We start from the raw sequence: 20,339 nt of genomic DNA on the forward strand, positions 1-20,339 counted from the left end.
CCTAAAAAAAAACCCCATCATCGGCGGTAAACGTTAATGTTGATCGGGCGGACGATTTTCCCGCCCGCGCGCCAGCTGCCGGGCAACGCGCCACTGTAACGCGCTTTTGACGAACAGCGTCAGTATCGCCATCACCGTGAGTAACGCCGCGGCGGTAAAGGCGCCGACGGTGTTATAGTCCTGATGCAGCAGTTCCACCTGCAACGGCAAGGTGTAGGTTTCGCCGCGGATCGCCCCTGAAACCACCGACACCGCGCCAAATTCGCCGATAGCCCGCGCATTGGTCAATACCACGCCATACAGCAGCGCCCAGCGGATATTCGGCAGCGTCACCTTGCAGAACATTTGCCAGCCCGACGCGCCGAGCAGCACCGCGGCTTCCTCCTCCTGGCTGCCCTGATTCATCATCACCGGCACCAGTTCCCTGACCATAAACGGGCAGGTAACAAAGATGGAGACCAGGGCGATACCCGGCCAGGCGAACATCAGTTGCACCCCATGCGCATCCAGCCAGCCGCCGACCGCCCCGTTGGTGCTGTAAAATAACAGATACAGCAGGCCGGCCACCACCGGCGAAACGGCGAAGGGGATGTCGATCAGCGTCAGCAACAGCTGCCGCCCCGGAAACTGAAAGCGCGTCACCAGCCAGGCCAGCAGCGTGCCGAATACCAGATTGACCGGCACGGCGATCGCCACCACCAGCAGCGTGAGGCCTATCGCATGCAGCATGTCGGGATCGCTCAGGTTACGCCATACGCCGCCGACCCCCTGCGAGAAAGCGGCGGCGAAAATCGATAGCAGCGGAATGACCAGCATAATCAGCGATAATATCGCCCCCAGCGTAATCAGCGCCCATTTTCCCCAGTTGCGCGACGGGCGGGCGGGACGCTTCGGTTGCTGAGTCACGGTGGAAAGATCGGCCATTTAAACGCTCCGGGTTCGCTGGCCAAAACGGTTTTGCACTACGTTGATGGCGAACAATAGCAGCAAAGAGGCCGCCAGCACCACGGAGGCAATCGCGCTGGCGGCCGGAAAATCAAACTCCTGGAGACGCATAAAGATCATCAGAGAGATCACCTCCGTCTGCCAGGCCATATTGCCGGCAATAAAAATGACGGCGCCGAACTCCCCCAGACTGCGGGCCAGCGACAGCGCGGTGCCGGTTAACAGCGCCGGGGTCAATTCCGGTAGAATCACGTAGCGAAAGCACTGCCAGCGATTCGCCCCCAGCGTTTGCGCCGCCTCTTCATATTCCGGCCCGAGATCCTCCAGCACCGGCTGCACGGTGCGCACCACAAAAGGAATGCTGGTGAACGCCATCGCCACCGTAATCCCCAGCCAGGTATAGGCGACCTTGATGCCGTATTCCGCCAGCCAGGCTCCATACCAGCCTGTGGTTGAAAACAGCGCGGCCAGCGTCAGCCCGGCCACGGCGGTGGGCAGCGCAAAGGGCAAATCCATCAGGCCGTCCAGCAGCGCGCGTCCGGGAAAGCGATAACGCGTCAGGATCCAGGCCATCAGCAGGCCGAAGCCGGCATTGAATAGCGTGGCGACCCCCGCCGACAACAAGGTAACTTTATAGGCGGCGACAACCTGCGGATAGGAGATCACCGCCCAATACCGCGCCCAGCTCATATCCGCCAGTTGCATCGCCAGCGCGCTCAGCGGTAATAACAGAATCAAACAGATAAACAGCAAACTGCTGCCCAGACTCAGCGCGAATCCCGGCAGCACCCGCTTACTTGCTACGGAAGGCATTATTGGCGACCGGCCGCCAGCAATTTATCCAGCTCGCCGCCGGTTTCAAAATGGGTTTTCATCACTTGCGGCCAGGGGCCGAACTGATCTTCCACCTGGAACAGTTTGGTAGCGGGAAAACGGGATTGCAGCGTTTGCATCAGCGCCGGGTTGTTCACCCGATAGTAAAAATCGGCGATTATCTGCTGCGCTTCCGGGCTGTAGAGGTAATTCAAATATTCCTTGGCCGCCTGCTCGGTGCCGTTGCCGGCAACGTTCTTGTCGATCCAGGCTACCGGGAATTCGGCGCGCACATTCACCTTCGGCACGATAACCTCATAGTTCTCCACGCCGTACTGCTGGCGAATATTATTCACCTCCGACTCAAAGCTGATCAGCACATCGCCGAGCTGACGCTCGACAAAGGTGGTGGTCGCGCCGCGGCCGCCGGTATCAAACACCGCCACATTGGCCAGAAAACGTTTTATCCAGTCGCGGGTTTTCGCCTCATCCCCGCCGTTGGCCTGACTGGTGGCGCCCCAGGCCGCCAGATAGGTGTAACGGGCGTTGCCGGACGTTTTGGGGTTAGGGAAAATCAGCTTAACGTCGTCGCGCACCAGATCGCTCCAGTCATGAATTCCTTTCGGATTACCTTTACGCACCAGAAAAGCCATGGTCGAGTAGAACGGAGAGCTGTTATTCGGTAAGCGGCTCTGCCAGTCGGCGGGGATCAACTGCCCGCGATCGTGCAGGATCTGCACGTCGGTCACCTGATTGTAAGTGACCACATCCGCTTTCAGTCCTTGCAGAATAGCCAGCGCCTGTTTGGAGGAACCGGCATGGGATTGCTTGATGGTCAGCGGATCGTTCGGGTGCTGCGCCAGCCACTGCTTTTCAAACCCCGGATTTAACGCGGCGAACAGCTCCCGGGAAACATCATAGGAACTGTTTAAAATCTCGGTGGCGGAGACATATCCCTGCCCGCCCAACAGTAATGACAGCGCCAGAGAACCCTTTACCAACCAGTTTGTTATCGGTTTTTTATTCATCATTTTTTCCTGCCAGAGTTATTGTCGGAATCGTTTTTTAAGAGACCAGTGTATGTGCAGGTTGGGGTCGGGCCAGGCAATTTATATAGAATATTTCGGGATTTTTAAGCACCAAAACGCATAAAAAATTGCCGGGAGCAATTTTTAACGTCGCTTGCGACGGCCCGGAGGGTCCCCACAACTCAGGGAAAGGAATGTCTGTAAGCGCAGTGAGGGTTTCGTGCGCACTAACCTCAGTCGATTTCTGCGACCGTCGAAGCACGCGCCCGACATGGGGCGGCTCAGGCGCCGCCGCCCCATGACCCCGGGCTTTTCGCGAAATGATGAACCCCGTTGGGGTTCACCCTACGGGCCAACGCAAGCGTTGTTCCATTTTGCGTTGCAAAATGGTGTCGTCGCTACGCGATGCCTTCGGCGTTCGTGACCGCTGGTCGGGCCGCCATTGACGCGGGATACTCGTCCCATCCATGGGACTCGCCCTAACGGGCCAGCACAAGTGCTGTTCAAAAACGCTCCCCGCGTTTTTGTCCGGCGCGGCACTGGCTTTCGCGGCGTCCGTGCCGCTCACCCGGCGGTCACGCCCACCTCAGCGCGATTTTTTACGCGAAGGAAAACCTTAAAAAAACAAATCGCCTGCGGGAGCGACTGGGCCGGGATTACAGCGCCAGCAGGCGCTCCAGCGACGGGGCGAAGAAGTAGCTGCCGCTCACCGCGCGGGTGAAACGCAGCATATCGTCCCGTTTGCCGTCCCGTTCGCCAAACATGCTCAGCAGCTGCTGCTCGATATTGTGCAGGCTGGCGCAGTAGGCGATGAAATAAAGCCCGTGCTTGCCGCTGGCCGTGCCGTAGGGCAGGCTCTGGCGCAGAATCTTCAACCCCTCGCCGTCTTCTTTTAAATCAACGCGGCTGACGTGCGAGGTAACCGGACGCTGTTCGGAAGAAAGCTCTTCGTTATCCTGCTTGGTGCGGCCGATAATCTGCTGTTGCTGTTCAACGCTAAAGCGCTGCCACTGCTTGAGATTGTGCTCCCAGCGCTGGGTAAAGACATAGCTGCCCCCGGCATCCGGCTGGTCGTCGGGAATGATCGCTACGCCGCGGCGGGCATCGCCCTGCGGGTTTTCCGTCCCGTCGACAAAACCGCTCAGATCGCGGTCCTCAACCCCGCGGAAGCCGTGAATTTCCTCTTCCACATGGATGGCGCCGCCAAAAGCGGCCAGCGCCGCCTGCGCCAGGCTGAAATTCACGTCGTGGCGTAATGACTGGATATGAATCAGCAGGTCGCGCTGGGTGGCGGGCGCCAGCCCTTTGCCTAACGGCGTAAAAGACTTGAGTTGCCGCGCGGAATTCCGGCAATCCAGATCGCGCCACACGTCGCTGCCAAACGCCAGCACCGCGCCCAGGCCGGCATCGGGAAATTGCTGTTGCAGTTCGATCAATGCCTGACAAAACTTTTTGCATCCCTGCCTGATGGCATCAAATTCCCCCTGGACCATGGCTTCCATAAAAATGGCAAAACGGCGATGCTCCGGCAAAATACCGCTCTGAATAGGTGTCATCTGTGCTTCCTCAATCTAAGCATGCTTCTTTGTTGTTATTTATGATGGAATTAGCTGCGATTCCGTCCGCGCAGCATCGCTATCATACCGGAAGAAATGAGGTTTTTACTTTGCTTAAACGCAAAATCGTCACAGACGCCACCTTCGCGCCTTATGGAGATCGTTTTTTGACCGGGAACCCTTGCTGCCGCTGATGCGACACCGGCAAGGCGATCAGTCGCGGGCCTGCGCATGCCAGACGATCTTGCTCACCCGCCATGTTTTGAGGATATCGTCAGGAGGCATCAACCCTTCAGGGCCGTTCCAGTCGCCGGAAAACAGGTAGCTGACGTGTTTGCTCTGCGGCGCCGCACATTCGACGCTTTGCGCATCGTCGCCCTGCCCCGGCTGACATGCGCCGAACGCCTTGCTGTATGAGTCGCTGAAGGCATCGCCGATCTTCACGCCCCACGCGCTGTCGATGGCCGCATCCATCACTTCCACTTTCCGGACGTTGCTATTCGGCTGTCCGCTGATCGTCAGCTTCACCTCTTTGCCGTCCAGCGCCTGATAAAACGCCACCAGTTGACCGTTTGCCGTGCCCATTCCGCTGCGCAGGCGATAATTGCCGTTCAGCGCTTTGTGCAACACCGGTTCGGACAATGGCGTTCCGGCATTGATATCGCCGACGCCGGCGTCCGACACCTGAAGCGAAGAGCCGAACCAGTTAAACGGCGACAGGCTGGACCAGGAAAAACCAGACGTGGAACCGCAACCGGCCAGTATCAGCGGTAATCCCAGCAACAGCGGGCGAAATCTCATGATATTTACTCCTCAATATTGGGCGGCCTTGCTTTCCAGCCGTTATATTCCGATGTGGATTGGAGTACAAGAGCGCCGGAAAGTGCCGTACAACGGCGGATAATCGGGCTTAATAATGCGGGAAGGCCCAGTCACCCTGGGCCATTGATAAGAAGATGCGCATCGGGCAGCGGATCAGTACTCCTGATCCTCAATCAGCCGTTTTCCCAGCGTGACGATGTCGGCGATTTCATAATCCAGCTTTTCATACATGCCGATCACCGCGTCGTTATCTTCACGCACCATCAGGTTGATTTTGGGGCAGCCGCGGGCGATGAGTTTCTTCTCCAGGCGGCTGATCAGCGCATTGGCGATGCCCCGGCCGCGGAAATCCGGATGCACGCCGAGATAATAGGCCGAGCCGCGATGGCCGTCATAGCCGCCCATAACGGAGCCGACCACTTCGCCGCCGACTTCCGCCACCAGAAACAGATCGGCACCGTGGTTCAGCTTGCGTTCAATGTCCATTTCGGGATCGTTCCACGGGCGCAGCAAATCGCAGCGTTCCCAAAGGGTGATCACTTCTTCAAAGTCATCTTGCCGGAATATGCGGATTTCCATCACGTTTACCACTGTGCAATTAGGTAAGGTCTGATTATCGCGTGATTTTTGTCAGACGCAATATCAAATTGCGCATGGGCCATGGAAATTCCCCGGTAAGTTCAGCGACGGGGATATTATTTATTAGGCGGCAATAATCGTTATACTGAGCGCCTTTAGCGACCCAGGACACGAGAACGTTAGCCTATGCCGAACATTCAGGCGGTAACATCCTTTCTGCGCGCGTTGCAGGACGATCTCTGCCGACAGCTCGCCGCCGCGGATGGCGCCGCGAACTTTGATGAAGACCTCTGGCCGCGCGCGGAAGGCGGCGGCGGACGCAGCCGGATATTATCCGGCGGAAAGGTATTCGAACGCGCCGGCGTCAACTTTTCCCACGTCACCGGCGGCGCATTGCCGCCGTCAGCCAGCGCGCACCGCCCCGAACTGGCAGGACGCAGCTATCAGGCGATGGGCGTCTCGCTGGTTATTCATCCGCAAAATCCCTACGTTCCCACCGCTCACGCCAACGTACGCTTTTTCATTGCCGAAAAACCGGGCGAAGAAGCGGTATGGTGGTTCGGCGGCGGCTTCGATTTGACGCCGTTTTATGGTTTCAGGGAAGACGCGGTGCACTGGCATCAGACCGCGCGCGATCTGTGCCGGCCTTTCGGCGCGGACGTTTATCCGCGCTATAAGAAATGGTGCGACGACTATTTTTATCTCAGGCACCGTAACGAAGCCCGGGGCATCGGCGGCTTGTTCTTCGACGATCTGAATACGCCCGATTTCGCGACCTGCTTCGCCTTTATCCGCGCCGTCGGCAACGGATTTGCGCCGGCCTATCTGCCGATTGTCGAGCGGCGCAAAAACCTGCCGTGGGGCGAGCGCGAGCGCGAATTTCAGCTTTATCGCCGCGGGCGCTATGTGGAGTTCAATCTGGTATGGGATCGCGGTACGCTGTTCGGGCTGCAAAGCGGCGGGCGCACCGAGTCGATTTTAATGTCCATGCCGCCGCTGGCGCGCTGGGAATATCAGTATCAACCACAACCCGACAGCCCGGAAGCAGCGCTGTACCGGGACTTTTTACCCGTCAGGGATTGGCTTGACGACAACAACAGCGGAGTAACCGAGTAATGCAGATTTGGGTCGATGCCGACGCCTGCCCCAACGTGATCAAAGAGGTGCTGTTCCGCGCCGCGGAAAGAACGGCGACGCAAACCACCCTGGTGGCCAATCAAGCATTAAAAGTACCGCCGTCGCGCTTTATCCGCACTCTGCGCGTGGCCGCCGGTTTTGACGTCGCGGATAACGAAATCGTGCGCCGGGTTGAAGCGGGCGACCTGGTGGTCACCAGCGATATCCCGCTGGCGGCGGAAGTGATCGAAAAAGGCGGCGTGGCGCTGAATCCGCGCGGCGAGCGATATACCCCGGACACCATCCGCGAACGGCTGAATATGCGCGATTTTATGGATACCATGCGCGCCAGCGGCATACAAACCGGCGGGCCCGCGACCCTCAATCAGCGCGACCGCCAGCAGTTCGCCAACGAGCTGGATAAATGGCTGCGGCAAGCCACCTAAGGCAAGATAAAAAAAGCCCGCCGGAGCGCATACTCCCGCGGGCTTTTTTAGCTCAGGCAGATTACAGCGGCTGGGTTTGCGCCTCAACCACCGCCAGCGCCACCATGTTGACGATACGGCGCACCGAGGCGATAGGCGTCAGGATATGCACTGGTTTGGACACGCCCATCAGCACCGGCCCGACCGTTACGCCTTCCGAGGACGACACGCGCAGCAGGTTATAGCTGATACGCGCCGCTTCCATATTCGGCATAATCAGGATATTGGCCGACCCTTTCAGCGGGCTGTCCGGCATCTGCTCGCGGCGGATCGCTTCCACCAGCGCGGCGTCGCCGTGCATCTCGCCGTCGACTTCCAGCTCCGGCGCCAGTTTGTTCACCAGCGCCAGGGTGGCGCGCATTTTCTGCGCGGTGGGCGAATCAGAAGTGCCGAAGCTCGAATGCGACAACAGGGCGACCTTCGGCTCAATGCCGAAACGACGCACGGTGTCCGCCGCCATCAGAGTAATTTCGGCCAGTTGCTCCGGCGTAGGATCGGAGTTGACGTAGGTATCGGCAATAAACGTATTCCCGCTCGGCAGCATCAGCGCGTTCATCGCGCCGGCCACGTGCACGCCCTCGCGGTAGCCGAACACTCTCTCCACCACGTCGAAATGCTCTTCGTAGGTGCCGATGGTGCCGCAGATCAGCGCATCCGCCTCGCCGCGCAGCACCATAATGGAACCGATCAGGGTCGGATTGCCGATAACCTCGCGCTGCGCCTTTTCCTGCGATATGCCGCGGCGCTTCATGATCTCGAAATATTCGCTCCAGTACTCTTTGAAGCGCGGGTCGGATTCGTTATTCACCACCTCAAAATCTTTGCCGATGGTCAGTTGCAGGCCCAGCTTCTGCAAACGCATTTCGATAACGTTCGGGCGGCCGATCAATATCGGGAACGCCAGCCCCAGGGTCACCAGTTCCTGCGTCGCATGCAGTACGCGCGGATCTTCCCCTTCGGCCAGCACCACGCGGCGCGGCTGCTGACGCGCCTGGGAGAAAATCGGCTTCATAAACAGGTTGGTTTTATAGACGAACTGGGTGAGTTTCTCGATATAGGCGTCGAAATCCTCGATCGGCCGCGTCGCCACGCCGGACTCCATCGCCGCTTTCGCCACCGCCGGCGCGATTTTGATAATCAGACGCGGATCGAACGGTTTCGGAATCAGATACTCCGGCCCGAACGACAGGTCCTGATCGCCATAGGCGGAAGCCACCACTTCGCTCTGTTCCGCCAGCGCCAGATTGGCGATGGCATGCACACACGCCAGCTTCATCTCTTCATTGATGGTGGTGGCGCCCACATCCAGCGCGCCGCGGAAGATGAACGGGAAACACAGCACATTGTTCACCTGATTCGGATAGTCCGAACGGCCGGTGCAGATAATGGCGTCCGGGCGCACTTCTTTCGCCAGCGGCGGCAGGATTTCCGGCTCAGGGTTGGCCAGCGCCAGGATCAGCGGGCGCGGCGCCATGGTTTTCACCATCTCCGACGTCAATACCCCCGGACCGGAACAGCCGAGGAAAATATCGGCGTCGGGGATCACGTCCGCCAGCTTGCGCGTGCCGTTATCCTCAATGGCGTAGGCCGCTTTGGTTTCTTCCATATTTTCATCGCGGCCTTGATAAATCACCCCGCGCGAATCACAGACGACAATGTTATGTTTCTGAAGTCCCAGCGCCACCAGCAGATTCAGACAGGCAATGGATGCCGCGCCGGCGCCGGAAACCACCAGACGCACATCGGAAATGTTTTTCTCCACCACGCGCAGACCGTTCAGCACCGCGGCGGTACAGATAATGGCGGTGCCGTGCTGGTCGTCGTGGAACACCGGGATTTTCATGCGCTCACGCAGTTTTTTCTCAATATAGAAGCATTCCGGCGCCTTGATATCTTCCAGATTGATGCCGCCAAACGTCGGCTCCAGCGCGGCGACAACGTCGATCAATTTATCTGGATCCAATTCGTCCACTTCAATATCGAATACATCAATACCGGAGAACTTCTTAAATAGAACGCCCTTGCCTTCCATCACCGGCTTGCCGGCCAGCGCCCCGATATTACCGAGGCCGAGCACGGCGGTGCCGTTGGAGATCACCGCCACCAGATTCCCGCGCGCGGTATATTTATAGGCGGCCAGCGGATCCTCGGCAATTTCAAGACAAGGGGCCGCGACGCCGGGAGAATAGGCCAGCGCCAGATCGCGCTGGGTAGCCAACGGTTTCGTCGGCGAAACCTGAATTTTCCCTGGAACCGGAAACTGATGAAAATCCAATGCGCTCTGTTTCAATTGATCGTCCATTGTTACACCCTTTACCTATTTTCATTATGGAGAATTAATGAGATTACAAGGGGCCAGTATAATGTGTGTGGTTTGTTAAACTTTGAAGGGCGGCAAAAAGCGGGATTTAATTTCGCTTAATATAATTAATATAATTAATTTACAACTCGATTTTGCCGCCGACGCGGGTTGTCGCTCATGCCGCCGGTTAACGTCCGGCGACTCCCCATTCGGCGAACCAGCCCTCAATATAGGCATGCTGCAACAGCATAATGGTTTTCGCGTCCTTGATACGGCCGTCTTTCACCATGTCCATCGCCTGCGCGAAAGGCAGTTCCAGCACCTCGATATCTTCATCCTCTACGCCCCCTCCGGCGTTTTCCCGCAGGGATTCATCGTACTCGGCGGCAAAGAAGTGCACCCGTTCCGTCACGCCGCCGGGCGACATATAGGCGTCAAACAGCTTTTCGACCTTGCCGATCGTATAGCCGGTTTCCTCTACCGCCTCGTTGCGAATGCACTCTTCGGGGGAATGGTCGTCCAGCAAACCGGCGCAGGCTTCCAGCAGCATGCCGCTTTCATTGCCATTCAGATAGGTGGGAATACGGAACTGGCGCGTCAGAATGACGGTGCCCTTCTCGCGGTTATACATCAGGATGGTCGCCCCGTCTCCGCGGTCGTACACTTCGCGGATCTGGCGTACCACGCCGCCGTTTTTTCTTTTTAAATCATAGATATATTTATGAAGAATAAACCAGTGGTCGGACAACAGTTTCTTTTCGATAATGGTAATTGGCGACGACATAACGGAACCCTAACAAGGAAGAATCAGTGTCCGATGATAAGACGCTACGTAGCGGAATGCACGTAGCGTCATAGCCCGAAAGCCGTACTGACGAGCAGATAAGCATTGAGCGCCACGACAATAAAAACAATCGCTTTTCCGCTATTTTGCACCAGACGGCCGTTTACCATGCTCCCCATTAATTCCCGGTTACCGGTAAATGAGAGCAAAGGAACCAGCGCCAGCGCGATACCGAAGCTCAGCACCACCTGGCTCAGCACCAGCACCCGGGTGGGATCCATCCCCGACCAGATAACGACAAAGGAGGGTAGCATGGTCACGGTACGCCGAACCCACAGCGGAATATGGAAATGAACAAAACCCTGCATCACCACCTGCCCGGCCAGCGTGCCGACCACGGTCGAGGAGAGTCCCGCCGCCACCAGGCTCAGGCCGAAAATGGTCGCCGCCGCCTGGCCCAATAACGGTTCCAGCGTCAGATAGGCGCGATCCAGATCGGCAATATCCTGATTGCCGCTAAAATGGAACGCCGCGGCGGCCGTCGCCATCATCGCCAGATTGACGAACCCGGCTATCGTCATGGCTATCGCCACGTCCACTTTAGTTGCCGCATAACGTTGCGCGCGGGTATGTTTACCCTCGCGCTGCGTCAGGGAAGAATGCAGGTAAATAACATGAGGCATGATGGTTGCGCCCAGCACGCCCGCCGCCAGAAAGACGGCGTCGGACGTCGGCAGGCTGGGGAGCGCCATCCCTTTGGCCAGCGCCGCCATTTCCGGACGCGAAAATACCAGCTCGACGATGTAGGCCGCCGCCACAAACAGCAACAGGCCGCCAATCACCATTTCCAGCGGCTTCTGCCCGCGACTTTGCAGCATGAGAATCAGAAAGGTGGCGATACCGGTCAGGATGGCGCCCTCAAGCAGAGAGACCCCCAGCAGCAGTTTAAAACCGATGGCCGCCCCGATAAATTCAGCCAGATCGGTGGCCATGGCGATAATCTCCGCTTGCACCCAGTAGGCCCAGACCACGGGCCGCGGAAAACGATCGCGAATCAGTTCAGCCAGGTTTTTACCGGTGGCGATTCCCAGCTTGGCCGACAGCAATTGGATCAGCATCGCCATGATATTGGCCCAGACCACCACCCACAGCAGGGTATAGCCATAGGCGGCGCCGGACTGGATATTGGTCGCAAAGTTACCCGGATCGATGTAACCGATCGCCGCGATAAAGGCCGGTCCCATCAAAGAAAGCTTTATCTTTCTCGATCTACGGCTGGCTGACTCGACGACACGGCTATCCGGCATAATATGCCCCTTCTAACGCTGTTGTTTTACTACCCTTACATAAACGATAATGATTATCAAGCGCATTTATAGCGGCAGTGCCGATTCTTCTGATAGCCTAAGATGATGATTCATACAGAAAATAAAAAACACCTTTTTATATCAATCAACATTAATACAGTATAAACAAAAAACCCCACGCCGGAGCATGGGGTTTGCAGCAAGGTAAATTGAATAAAACCCAATCACTCTTTCGCTTTAGATACCGCCACCATCGCCGGGCGCAGCAAACGTCCGTTCAACGTGTAGCCTTTTTGCATCACCAGCATTACGTGATTAGGCTGATGATCGGCTGATTCCAGCATCGTCATCGCCTGGTGGACTTCCGGGTTAAAGGGAACGTTAACCTCTTCAATCACTTCGATACCGAACTTGCGCACCGCATCCAGCAGCGATTTGAGCGTCAGTTCGACGCCTTCAATCACCGGCGCCAGCGCCTCGTTGGATTTATCAGCCGTATCCAGCGCACGTTCAAGGTTGTCAATCACCGGCAACATTTCGCTGGCGAACTTCTCGACGGCGAACTTATGCGCCTTTTCGACGTCCATTTCCGCCCGGCGACGGATATTGTCGGCTTCGGCGCGGGCGCGCAGTACATTATCGCGCTCACGCTGTTGCAGCTCGTTCAATTGCGCCGTCAACTCGGCGATACGCTCATCACGCGGGTCGGTCGAGCCCGACTCGGCTTCCGCTTGTTGCCCTTTTGCCGTCTCCGTTTGATCCAAGACTTGCTCGTCGGGCGTATTCTGTTCTTTACTACTCATGAAATTCTCCGCGTTTTAGCATTAATCCCGCTAGTTGCTTATTATGGGGATCAAAACCGGGGATTCAAGGGAATCAGTCACATATTGGCTGCAACCCGCTCCGGGCACATCACGCTGAGGATAACGACAGCAATGAATAAACCGTTTAATTGCATTGGCATAGTCGGCCACCCGCGCCATCCCACCGCGCTGGCGACCCACGAAATGCTCTATCATTGGCTGACCGGCAAAGGTTATTCGGTATTGATTGAACAGCAGATCGCCCGCGATCTGAACCTGAAGGATGCCCGTACCGCCAGCCTGGCCGATATCGGGCAACAGGCCGATCTGGCGGTAGTGGTTGGCGGCGACGGCAATATGCTGGGGGCGGCGCGGGTATTATCGCGCTATGACATTCAGGTTATCGGCGTTAACCGCGGCAATCTCGGATTCCTGACCGATCTGGATCCCGACCACGCGCAGCAGCAGTTATCCGAAGTATTGAACGGCCGTTATCTGAGCGAACGCCGCTTTATGCTGGAAGCGCATATCTGCCGTGCCGATCAGCCCAGCAGCATTAGCACCGCCATTAATGAAGTGGTGCTGCATCCCGGCAAAGTGGCGCACATGATCGAATTTGAAGTCTATATCGATAACAACTTTGCCTTCTCGCAACGTTCGGACGGACTGATTATCTCCACGCCGACCGGCTCTACCGCCTATTCACTATCCGGCGGCGGCCCGATCCTCACGCCCTCGCTGGATGCCATCGCCATCGTGCCGATGTTTCCCCATACGCTCTCGGCCCGGCCGCTGGTCATCAACAGCAGCAGCACCATCCGGTTAAAATTTTCCCATATCACCAGCGATCTGGAGATCAGCTGCGACAGCCAGATTTCACTGCCGATACAGCAAAAGGAAGAGGTGCTGATTCGCCGCAGCGAATACTGCCTTAACCTGATACATCCTGAAAATTACAGTTACTTCAATACATTAAGCACAAAACTCGGCTGGTCTAAAAAATTATTCTAAAATTTTCACTCACTGCTTTACTGTATATAAAACCAGTTTATACTGTATGCAATTACACCTTGTTATTACATACAGGAAATTATCATGCTGGCGCAACTCACTATCAGTAACTTCGCCATCGTGCGCGAATTGGAAATAGATTTTCAGTCAGGAATGAGCGTCATCACCGGGGAAACCGGCGCCGGTAAATCCATTGCGATTGATGCTCTCGGCCTGTGTCTGGGAAACCGTTCCGACGCCAGCATGGTAAGGCCGGAAGCCGCCCGCGCGGATATCTGCGCCCGTTTCTCGCTGGCCGATACGCTCGCCGCCCGCCGGTGGCTGGAACAAAACCAGTTGGATGACGGCAATGAGTGTCTGTTACGCCGGGTGATTGGCGCCGACGGCCGCTCCCGCGGTTTTATCAACGGCACCGCGGTGCCGCTCTCGCAACTGCGCGAACTCGGCCAGCATCTGATTCAACTGCACGGCCAGCACGCCCATCAATTACTGCTCAGACCCGACCACCAGAAACATCTGCTGGATGCCTACGCGGATGAACCCCTGTTGCTTGGCGCCATGCGGCAAATCTGGCAGCAGTGGCACCAGAGCTGCCGGGCGCTGGCGCAGTTGCAGCAGGCCGCCATCGAGCGGGAGGCGCGACGCGAGCTGCTGCAATACCAGTTGAAAGAGCTGAACGAGTTTGCCCCCCAGCCCGGCGAATACGAACAGATTGACGCCGAGTACAAGCGTCTGGCGAACAGCGGACAGCTACTGGCGCTTAGCCAGCAGACGTTACAGCTGCTCAGCGATGACGAAGAGCAAAACATGCTCGGCATGCTGCACGGCGTCAAGCATCGGCTCGGCGAGTTGGTCGCCATGGACGATAAGCTGTCCGGCGTACTTTCCATGCTGGAGGAAGCGGGGATCCAAATCAGCGAAGCCAACGATGAGCTGCGCCACTACAGCGAACAAATGGATCTCGATCCGATCCGGCTATACGAACTTGAGCAACGGCTATCCCGCCAGTTATCGCTGGCGCGTAAACATCATGTGCCGCCGGAAGGGTTGCCGACACTCCATCAACAGCTATTGGAAGAGCAGCAGCTACTGGATCAGCAGGAAAACGATCACCACGCCCTGAGTCGCGCCGTAAGCGAATATCATCAACAGGCGCTGCATATCGCCGAGCAATTGCACGTTCGTCGGCAGCATCACGCCGGTGAACTGGCTCAGCTCATCACCGCCAATATGCACGATCTGGCGATGCCGCACGGGCGCTTCACCATTGAGGTAAAGTTTACCCCCGAGCATTTAACGGCCAGCGGCGCGGACAGCATTGAGTTTTGCGTCACCACCAATCCCGGCCAACCGCATCAGCCGTTGTCCAAGGTGGCGTCAGGCGGGGAACTTTCCCGTATCGCGCTGATCATTCAAGTTATTACCGCGAGAAAAATGGATACACCGGCGCTGATCTTTGATGAGGTCGACGTGGGGATCAGCGGCCCGACCGCGGCGATTGTCGGCAAAATGCTGCGCCAGCTCGGCGAATCGACACAGGTGATGTGCGTCACCCACCTGCCTCAGGTCGCGGGCTGCGGTCATCAGCACTTCTTCGTCAGCAAACAGACCGACGGCGCGGAAACGGAAACGCTGATGCAACCGCTGGACAAACGCGCCCGGTTACAGGAACTGGCGCGCCTGCTAGGCGGCAGCGCCGTGACCAAAAATACCCTGGCGAACGCCAAAGAACTGTTGGCCGCGTAAACCCACGCCCCACGGACGGGGCCAGTCATTCCCCGTCCCCATATTTTAAACCGTCCGAAGAGATAGCCCGCTATATCAAAAAATCCCAACTTTTTTGCTTTCCCGGGGTCATACTGGGGTCTTGCAGGTTTTCAATTCAGGCAAGGTCTATTATCATCGTCAACCTATGCCCTTAAGGAATATAATCACTATGCGCTGTAAAACGCTGACCGTCGTCGCTGCGGTGGTTGTTATGCTGACTGCCGGCTGTTCCACGTTAGAGAAAGTGGTTTATCGGCCAGACATCAATCAGGGAAACTATCTGGCGCCGGGCGATGTCGCCAAAATTCATACCGGAATGACCAAACAGCAGGTCGCTTACACACTGGGAACGCCGATGATGCAGGATCCCTTCGGCAGCGATACCTGGTTTTACGTATTCCGCCAACAGCCTGGTCATGAGTCCGTAAAACAACAAACCCTGACGCTGACGTTTAATAGCGGCGGCGTATTAACCAATATCGATAACAAAGCCGCGCTGAATTAATCTGGCGCCGGGCGCCTTATTTTTTTGCGCGCTCGGCGCGCTGTCGACGCAGCTCTTTCGGGTCGGCAATCAGCGGGCGGTAGATCTCGACGCGATCGCCATCGTTAAGAATATCGCTCAGTTTTACCGTTCTGCTGTAGATACCGACCTTGTTGCTCTGCAGATCAATGTCTGCCCGTAGCTCCAGCAGACCGGATGCCGCAATCGCCTGTTCGACCGAGCTGCCTTGCGCTAACGTTACCGTGCGCAAATATTGCCGTTCCGGTAACGCATAAACCACCTCCACGCGGATATCAGGCACTGTAAACCTCTTTGGCGCGCTGCGTGAACGCCTGCACCATATTTCCCGCCATCTCTTTGAAAACTTTGCCGAAAGCGATTTCAATCATCGCATTGGTGAATTCAAAATCAAGGTGCAGTTCCACCTTGCAGGCATCATTGCTCAGCGGTGTGAAATGCCAGTCGCCGCTTAGTTGACGAAAAGGCCCACCTACCAGTTGCATATTAATATTCTGGTTATTGGTCAGGGTATTGCGCGTGGTAAATGTCTTGCGGATCCCCGCTTTGGAAACATCAACGGCGGCGGTCATTTCGTCCGGCGTAGCAGACAGCACCCGGCTACCGGTACAACCCGGTAAAAAAGCAGGATACGAAGAGACATCATTAACCAACCGGTACATCTGTTCCGCGCTGAACGGCACCAGAGCAGAACGACTTATTTTGGGCATACAATTTTCCGTGATTCATAAAACGCGCAAAATAATAGCACCGATATGCCGACAGATAAAAATTCTGCGCGCACTATCGCACAATATCATTAACAATAGCGCAGACGCATGGCGGGGATTTCATTCCCTTTTACATCCGGTATAATGACGGCACTATGACAAAGAAAAAAGCGTACAAACCCGGCTCCGCCACCATTGCGCAAAACAAACGCGCCCGCCACGAGTACTTCATTGAAGAAGAATTTGAGGCCGGTCTTTCGTTGCAAGGTTGGGAAGTAAAATCACTGCGTGCGGGCAAAGCCAATATCAGCGACAGCTACGTAACATTTATAAGCGGCGAAGCGTATCTGTTTGGCGCCACCATCACGCCGCTTAACGTTGCCTCTTCACATGTTGTCTGTGACCCGACGCGTACACGTAAACTGTTACTCAACAAACGGGAACTCGATTCTCTGATAGGGCGCGTCAGCCGTGAAGGCTACACCGTGGTGGCCCTATCAATGTACTGGAAAAACGCCTGGAGCAAAGTCAAAATTGGCGTAGCGAAAGGCAAGAAAGATCACGACAAGCGTGATGACATCAAAGAGCGTGAATGGAAATTAGACAAAGCCCGTATCATGAAGAACGCAAACCGCTAAGCCGGTGGCTTAAGTGATATAAGTTCTGGTATACTGGCGACAGTTTCTTGGGGGCTGATTCTGGATTCGACGGGATTTGCAAAGCCCAAGGTGCATGCCGAGGGGCGGTTGGCCTCGTAAAAAGCCGCAAAAAAATAGTCGCAAACGACGAAAACTACGCCCTAGCAGCTTAATAACCTGCTAAGAGCCCTCTCTCCCTAGCCTCCGCTCTTAGGACGGGGATCAAGAGAGGTCAAACCCAAAAGAGATCGCGTGGATGTCCTGCCTGGGGCTGAAGCGTTAAATTCAATCAGGCTAGTTTGTCAATGGCGTGTCTGTCCGCAGTTGGCCGGCGAATGTAAAGACTAGACTAAGCATGTAGTGCCGACGGTAGAGTAATTCCGGACGGGGGTTCAAATCCCCCCAGCTCCACCAATTTAGACACCGGTTATTACCAGATAAGGCCGGTGAAGTATGAAAAAACCGCATGGCGCAAGCCCTGCGGTTTTTTTTACGTCTGCTGGGTGCGGATACTATGGCGATCCTGTGACTTCCACAACTTTTAGGTACCCGAAAGGCAAGTACCCATCCAATGGGTACCTAAATGATGGAGGTATCTATGGCACGGTTAACAAAACGCCTCACCGATACGGAGATCAAAGCCGCCAAGCCACAGGATGCGGATTACACACTGCATGACGGCGACGGTCTGCAACTGCTAATTAAAAGCAGCGGCAGGAAGGTCTGGCAGATGCGCGACTACCGGCCTTTAACCAAAAAGCGCGCCAAACTGATTTTCGGGCCTTATCCCGAAGTCACTTTGGCAACGCCGTACAGCGGTCCGCGTCCTGCTGGTAAAAGATATTGACCCTTATGAACACCAGCTTTCATTGCGCAAGCAAGCGCTGGAAGCCGAAGCATCGCCCTCCGCGGCATATTTTTTTGACGATGGTTTCGCCCGCAAACTGGATTTTAAGGCGCATCCTTAGCACGCCAAAGGCTTGGCGGCCTGTTGTTCACATCGCCTGAGCGGTCAGCAGATCAACGTCGCTCGCGCCGGCGACGCGCTCGATATAAGCGGCGACGTTCGGACCGAAGCCAACGCCTTGCACAAGGGTCAGTGAGCGGAGGATGGGGAACAGAATAAAATCGCTGGTGGAGATATCCCGTTTATGCGCCAGCAACTGCTCAAGCTGCACGAGCTGTTGCTGAACCTGGGATAGCAGCGCGGGGGTGTCGGCCAGCAGCGCGTTCAGGTCGCCGAAGGCTTTTTCTTCCCGTTGCCGGTAAGCCGTGCGGGCTTCCCCGGTAGCGAGTTCTTTAAAATCAGCCCTGGTGAAACGCGGCACCGCCAGTTTGAAAACCGCGCCGGAGGTGGCCTGGCACCAGGCTTCAATCGCGGGATCGACGGGTTTATCCGCAATTAAAGGCGCTTTCAGGCTATCGATATAGTGAACGATATCCATACTTTCCGGCATAAAGCCGCCATCGTCTTTTTGCAGAATAGGCGCCACCTTACGTCCGACCATACGCGTCGGGGTTGCAACGTCTCCCTCCATAAGGACGGACAGTTCAAACGGAATCTCCTTTAGCCCGAAAATCATTCTGGCCCTGACGCAAAACGGACAGTGTTCATAGATAAAAAGTTTCATTGCATAGCCCCTTGATGATGTAAAACGTCAGGATACGGCTTTATCCCAACACCATATCGTCAGAGTAATACCAGCAATAAGCGGTGGTAAAGAAAATGTAGCCCGATAGTTGCGGCGCCGGCGGCGTTATTTACCTTCAGCGCAGTTCGATTAACGTCAGCGGGCCGCCGAATACCGCGCCGGTATCGATGTAGAGCTGGTTAAAAAATATCAGGGGTTTGTGAAGCGGCGTATGGCCGAAGATAAGCAGATGCGCGCCGGCGATGCGCTGGCCCTTCCCCGCCATGGCTCGGGTGATGCGGGTTCGCCCCCAGACCAGCTCATCCGCATCGACCGCCTTGCCGAACGCATAGTTATCCGACGGATAATCCGCATGAGCAATCACATAGCGGCGGCCGCCGATGTTCACCTCGATAACCAGCGGCAACCGCGCCGTACGGGCTATCCGCCGCGCCGCTAATGGTTGATCCGCTTGATTGAGCGCGGCATACCAGGAACCGCCATTGCGCGACCACAACCAGCCGTTGTCCTCATTCAGCGCCTCACGCGCCATTTGCTCATGATTGCCGCACACGGCGGTAAACCAGGGGGCATCCAGCAACGCCAGGCAGGCCATGCTTTCGGGCCCGCGATCGATCAGATCGCCCACCGAGATCAGCAGATCGGTCTGGCGATTGAATTGCCGGGCGGCCAGCGCATCCAGCAATAGCTGGTGGCAGCCGTGGATATCGCCGACGACGAATATTTTCCGATAGTCATCCCCACTGATGGCGCGATACATCAATTTCTCACCTCCCGCTGCCGGACATTCGCCCTTGCTGCGCGTTGAGACAAGTATGGCACTAACACGCCGGGGGGAACGACTCTTCCGCGGGCTGATGCGGCGGCGTCATTAAGTCCCTGCCGCTCCGCCGCTTGCGCGCGCAAGCTCGGGGAAAAGTCCGCGCAGCGTATCGGCGATGGCCTGTCGGTCATAACCCAGTTGCTGCAAAATAATGGCGACTTGCCGGGCGGAAATCGCATCCTGATACACCGAATGGAGCACATCGGCAATCATCCCGGGAGTAATCACGGAAATGAGGGAAATATCCTGCGCCGAACCGCCCCACGCCTGAAGGATATGCTCAAGCGCCTGTTCCGGGGTCATGCCCTGTTCATGTAGCGACGCCACCACCGCGATCAGCTTATCTTTTATTTCATTCGCCAACGTTTGGCTCCTTGATCAACGGGAGCTTCTCCTCAATCCCCGCCAACCGTCCATTTACCACAACCGGGAAACCTGTCCGGCTCCGGCTCGCCACAACCTGAGGTTGTAGCAACCACAAATAAAGGTTTTTTTCCAATATATCTCAGATGGTTATAGTGAAACCACCTCTTGTTATCCCCCGGAAGCCGTACCGATATCAGGGCGGATAGTCATTTGGACGCGTCCAGACCGTTTATCCGGCTGCATCAGGACTCTCTCTCATCATACAACATGCAGGCGATATCACCAGAAAACAGCACGAGGATTAGGTAT

21 protein-coding genes, 1 other RNA gene and 1 pseudogene are annotated in these 20,339 nt (G+C 56.3%); 8 read left to right on the plus strand and 15 right to left on the minus strand.

The features are described 5' to 3' along the window. Positions 1 to 33 precede the first annotated feature (33 nt). The 6 genes from cysW to EH206_RS18080 form a co-directional block, all read right to left on the minus strand. The gene (gene cysW, locus EH206_RS18055) at positions 34 to 924 is read right to left on the minus strand and encodes a sulfate/thiosulfate ABC transporter permease CysW (protein WP_009114319.1); all 891 of its coding nucleotides are present in this window, start codon (positions 922 to 924) and stop codon (positions 34 to 36) included. Continuing rightward, positions 925 to 1,758, minus strand: coding sequence for a sulfate/thiosulfate ABC transporter permease CysT (cysT, locus tag EH206_RS18060; protein ID WP_009114320.1), 834 nt, complete (start codon positions 1,756 to 1,758; stop codon positions 925 to 927). Continuing rightward, the gene (locus tag EH206_RS18065) at positions 1,758 to 2,786 is read right to left on the minus strand and encodes a sulfate ABC transporter substrate-binding protein (RefSeq protein WP_009114321.1); all 1,029 of its coding nucleotides are present in this window, start codon (positions 2,784 to 2,786) and stop codon (positions 1,758 to 1,760) included. Before EH206_RS18065 ends, cysT begins: the two co-directional genes overlap by 1 nt. 656 nt (positions 2,787 to 3,442) lie before the next feature. Continuing rightward, complete coding sequence (locus EH206_RS18070) at positions 3,443 to 4,342, minus strand: Dyp-type peroxidase (RefSeq protein ID WP_009114322.1); 900 nt, start codon at positions 4,340 to 4,342, stop codon at positions 3,443 to 3,445. Between the two features lie 213 nt (positions 4,343 to 4,555). After that, entirely contained in the window at positions 4,556 to 5,143 is a 588-nt protein-coding gene (locus EH206_RS18075) for an RpoE-regulated lipoprotein (RefSeq protein ID WP_009114323.1), read from the minus strand. Positions 5,144 to 5,317: 174 nt separating this feature from the next. Next, positions 5,318 to 5,743: a GNAT family acetyltransferase gene (locus EH206_RS18080; RefSeq protein WP_009114324.1), complete on the minus strand. Its 426-nt coding sequence runs from the start codon at positions 5,741 to 5,743 to the stop codon at positions 5,318 to 5,320. Positions 5,744 to 5,929: 186 nt separating this feature from the next. On the opposite strand from EH206_RS18080, the gene hemF reads away from it, so the two are divergent. Together hemF and EH206_RS18090 are read left to right on the plus strand one after the other, a co-directional pair. Beyond that, positions 5,930 to 6,859: an oxygen-dependent coproporphyrinogen oxidase gene (gene hemF, locus EH206_RS18085; protein ID WP_009114325.1), complete on the plus strand. Its 930-nt coding sequence runs from the start codon at positions 5,930 to 5,932 to the stop codon at positions 6,857 to 6,859. Further along, positions 6,859 to 7,305, plus strand: coding sequence for a YaiI/YqxD family protein (locus tag EH206_RS18090; protein WP_009114326.1), 447 nt, complete (start codon positions 6,859 to 6,861; stop codon positions 7,303 to 7,305). Before hemF ends, EH206_RS18090 begins: the two co-directional genes overlap by 1 nt. A 61-nt stretch (positions 7,306 to 7,366) precedes the next feature. On the opposite strand, the gene maeB is transcribed toward EH206_RS18090, so the two are convergent. The 4 genes from maeB to grpE all read right to left on the minus strand — a co-directional run bounded on the left by maeB (position 7,367) and on the right by grpE (position 12,540). Beyond that, positions 7,367 to 9,646, minus strand: coding sequence for an NADP-dependent oxaloacetate-decarboxylating malate dehydrogenase (gene maeB, locus EH206_RS18095; protein ID WP_009114327.1), 2,280 nt, complete (start codon positions 9,644 to 9,646; stop codon positions 7,367 to 7,369). A gap of 187 nt (positions 9,647 to 9,833) precedes the next feature. Further along, positions 9,834 to 10,430 (minus strand): GDP-mannose pyrophosphatase NudK, encoded by a 597-nt coding sequence (nudK, locus tag EH206_RS18100; protein WP_009114328.1) that lies wholly within the window; start codon positions 10,428 to 10,430, stop codon positions 9,834 to 9,836. Between the two features lie 68 nt (positions 10,431 to 10,498). Further along, the gene (locus EH206_RS18105) at positions 10,499 to 11,737 is read right to left on the minus strand and encodes an Nramp family divalent metal transporter (RefSeq protein WP_009114329.1); all 1,239 of its coding nucleotides are present in this window, start codon (positions 11,735 to 11,737) and stop codon (positions 10,499 to 10,501) included. 224 nt (positions 11,738 to 11,961) lie between these two features. After that, positions 11,962 to 12,540 (minus strand): nucleotide exchange factor GrpE, encoded by a 579-nt coding sequence (grpE, locus tag EH206_RS18110; RefSeq protein WP_009114330.1) that lies wholly within the window; start codon positions 12,538 to 12,540, stop codon positions 11,962 to 11,964. Between the two features lie 132 nt (positions 12,541 to 12,672). On the opposite strand from grpE, the gene nadK reads away from it, so the two are divergent. The 3 genes from nadK to bamE all read left to right on the plus strand — a co-directional run bounded on the left by nadK (position 12,673) and on the right by bamE (position 15,823). Beyond that, positions 12,673 to 13,551 carry an NAD(+) kinase gene (gene nadK / locus EH206_RS18115; RefSeq protein WP_009114331.1) on the plus strand — a complete coding sequence of 293 codons (879 nt, stop codon included), beginning with the start codon at positions 12,673 to 12,675 and terminating at the stop codon, positions 13,549 to 13,551. Between the two features lie 84 nt (positions 13,552 to 13,635). Then, a complete protein-coding gene (recN, locus tag EH206_RS18120) occupies positions 13,636 to 15,297 on the plus strand; it encodes a DNA repair protein RecN (RefSeq protein ID WP_009114332.1) in 1,662 nt (553 codons plus the stop codon). 190 nt (positions 15,298 to 15,487) lie between these two features. Further along, a complete protein-coding gene (gene bamE / locus EH206_RS18125) occupies positions 15,488 to 15,823 on the plus strand; it encodes an outer membrane protein assembly factor BamE (RefSeq protein WP_009114333.1) in 336 nt (111 codons plus the stop codon). Between the two features lie 16 nt (positions 15,824 to 15,839). Here the strand turns inward: bamE and EH206_RS18130 are convergent, their stop codons facing one another. Both EH206_RS18130 and EH206_RS18135 read right to left on the minus strand, forming a co-directional pair. Beyond that, positions 15,840 to 16,124 (minus strand): RnfH family protein, encoded by a 285-nt coding sequence (locus EH206_RS18130; protein WP_009114334.1) that lies wholly within the window; start codon positions 16,122 to 16,124, stop codon positions 15,840 to 15,842. Then, positions 16,117 to 16,551: a type II toxin-antitoxin system RatA family toxin gene (locus EH206_RS18135; protein WP_009114335.1), complete on the minus strand. Its 435-nt coding sequence runs from the start codon at positions 16,549 to 16,551 to the stop codon at positions 16,117 to 16,119. Before EH206_RS18135 ends, EH206_RS18130 begins: the two co-directional genes overlap by 8 nt. A gap of 155 nt (positions 16,552 to 16,706) precedes the next feature. Here EH206_RS18135 and smpB point away from each other — a divergent pair, with 155 nt between their 5' ends. From smpB to EH206_RS18150, 3 genes and pseudogenes are all read left to right on the plus strand, one after another. After that, complete coding sequence (smpB, locus tag EH206_RS18140; protein WP_009114336.1) at positions 16,707 to 17,189, plus strand: SsrA-binding protein SmpB; 483 nt, start codon at positions 16,707 to 16,709, stop codon at positions 17,187 to 17,189. A 50-nt stretch (positions 17,190 to 17,239) separates the two neighbouring features. Continuing rightward, positions 17,240 to 17,603, plus strand: a transfer-messenger RNA (tmRNA) gene (gene ssrA / locus EH206_RS18145). A 184-nt stretch (positions 17,604 to 17,787) separates the two neighbouring features. Next, positions 17,788 to 18,091: pseudogene (locus EH206_RS18150) on the plus strand (integrase arm-type DNA-binding domain-containing protein); the annotation flags it as partial. 93 nt (positions 18,092 to 18,184) lie between these two features. Here the strand turns inward: EH206_RS18150 and grxB are convergent. The 3 genes from grxB to EH206_RS18165 form a co-directional block, all read right to left on the minus strand. Continuing rightward, positions 18,185 to 18,820 carry a glutaredoxin 2 gene (gene grxB, locus EH206_RS18155; RefSeq protein WP_009114338.1) on the minus strand — a complete coding sequence of 212 codons (636 nt, stop codon included), beginning with the start codon at positions 18,818 to 18,820 and terminating at the stop codon, positions 18,185 to 18,187. A 136-nt stretch (positions 18,821 to 18,956) separates the two neighbouring features. Beyond that, entirely contained in the window at positions 18,957 to 19,601 is a 645-nt protein-coding gene (locus tag EH206_RS18160; protein ID WP_009114339.1) for a metallophosphoesterase, read from the minus strand. Positions 19,602 to 19,712: 111 nt separating this feature from the next. Continuing rightward, positions 19,713 to 20,027 carry a hypothetical protein gene (locus EH206_RS18165; protein ID WP_009114340.1) on the minus strand — a complete coding sequence of 105 codons (315 nt, stop codon included), beginning with the start codon at positions 20,025 to 20,027 and terminating at the stop codon, positions 19,713 to 19,715. Positions 20,028 to 20,339: the final 312 nt, after the last annotated feature.

Origin of the sequence: Brenneria nigrifluens DSM 30175 = ATCC 13028, from assembly GCF_005484965.1 — a bacterium.
Taxonomy (GTDB): Bacteria; Pseudomonadota; Gammaproteobacteria; order Enterobacterales; family Enterobacteriaceae; genus Brenneria; species Brenneria nigrifluens.

What these genes read in the sequence shown, in the direction of transcription:
- cysW (WP_009114319.1), bottom strand. Translation starts at nt 924, where the DNA reads ATGGCCGATCTTTCCACCGTGACTCAGCAACCGAAGCGTCCCGCCCGC.
- cysT (WP_009114320.1), bottom strand. Translation starts at nt 1,758, where the DNA reads ATGCCTTCCGTAGCAAGTAAGCGGGTGCTGCCGGGATTCGCGCTGAGT.
- EH206_RS18065 (WP_009114321.1), bottom strand. Translation starts at nt 2,786, where the DNA reads ATGAATAAAAAACCGATAACAAACTGGTTGGTAAAGGGTTCTCTGGCG.
- EH206_RS18070 (WP_009114322.1), bottom strand. Translation starts at nt 4,342, where the DNA reads ATGACACCTATTCAGAGCGGTATTTTGCCGGAGCATCGCCGTTTTGCC.
- EH206_RS18075 (WP_009114323.1), bottom strand. Translation starts at nt 5,143, where the DNA reads ATGAGATTTCGCCCGCTGTTGCTGGGATTACCGCTGATACTGGCCGGT.
- EH206_RS18080 (WP_009114324.1), bottom strand. Translation starts at nt 5,743, where the DNA reads ATGGAAATCCGCATATTCCGGCAAGATGACTTTGAAGAAGTGATCACC.
- hemF (WP_009114325.1), top strand. Translation starts at nt 5,930, where the DNA reads ATGCCGAACATTCAGGCGGTAACATCCTTTCTGCGCGCGTTGCAGGAC.
- EH206_RS18090 (WP_009114326.1), top strand. Translation starts at nt 6,859, where the DNA reads ATGCAGATTTGGGTCGATGCCGACGCCTGCCCCAACGTGATCAAAGAG.
- maeB (WP_009114327.1), bottom strand. Translation starts at nt 9,646, where the DNA reads ATGGACGATCAATTGAAACAGAGCGCATTGGATTTTCATCAGTTTCCG.
- nudK (WP_009114328.1), bottom strand. Translation starts at nt 10,430, where the DNA reads ATGTCGTCGCCAATTACCATTATCGAAAAGAAACTGTTGTCCGACCAC.
- EH206_RS18105 (WP_009114329.1), bottom strand. Translation starts at nt 11,737, where the DNA reads ATGCCGGATAGCCGTGTCGTCGAGTCAGCCAGCCGTAGATCGAGAAAG.
- grpE (WP_009114330.1), bottom strand. Translation starts at nt 12,540, where the DNA reads ATGAGTAGTAAAGAACAGAATACGCCCGACGAGCAAGTCTTGGATCAA.
- nadK (WP_009114331.1), top strand. Translation starts at nt 12,673, where the DNA reads ATGAATAAACCGTTTAATTGCATTGGCATAGTCGGCCACCCGCGCCAT.
- recN (WP_009114332.1), top strand. Translation starts at nt 13,636, where the DNA reads ATGCTGGCGCAACTCACTATCAGTAACTTCGCCATCGTGCGCGAATTG.
- bamE (WP_009114333.1), top strand. Translation starts at nt 15,488, where the DNA reads ATGCGCTGTAAAACGCTGACCGTCGTCGCTGCGGTGGTTGTTATGCTG.
- EH206_RS18135 (WP_009114335.1), bottom strand. Translation starts at nt 16,551, where the DNA reads ATGCCCAAAATAAGTCGTTCTGCTCTGGTGCCGTTCAGCGCGGAACAG.
- smpB (WP_009114336.1), top strand. Translation starts at nt 16,707, where the DNA reads ATGACAAAGAAAAAAGCGTACAAACCCGGCTCCGCCACCATTGCGCAA.
- grxB (WP_009114338.1), bottom strand. Translation starts at nt 18,820, where the DNA reads ATGAAACTTTTTATCTATGAACACTGTCCGTTTTGCGTCAGGGCCAGA.
- EH206_RS18160 (WP_009114339.1), bottom strand. Translation starts at nt 19,601, where the DNA reads ATGTATCGCGCCATCAGTGGGGATGACTATCGGAAAATATTCGTCGTC.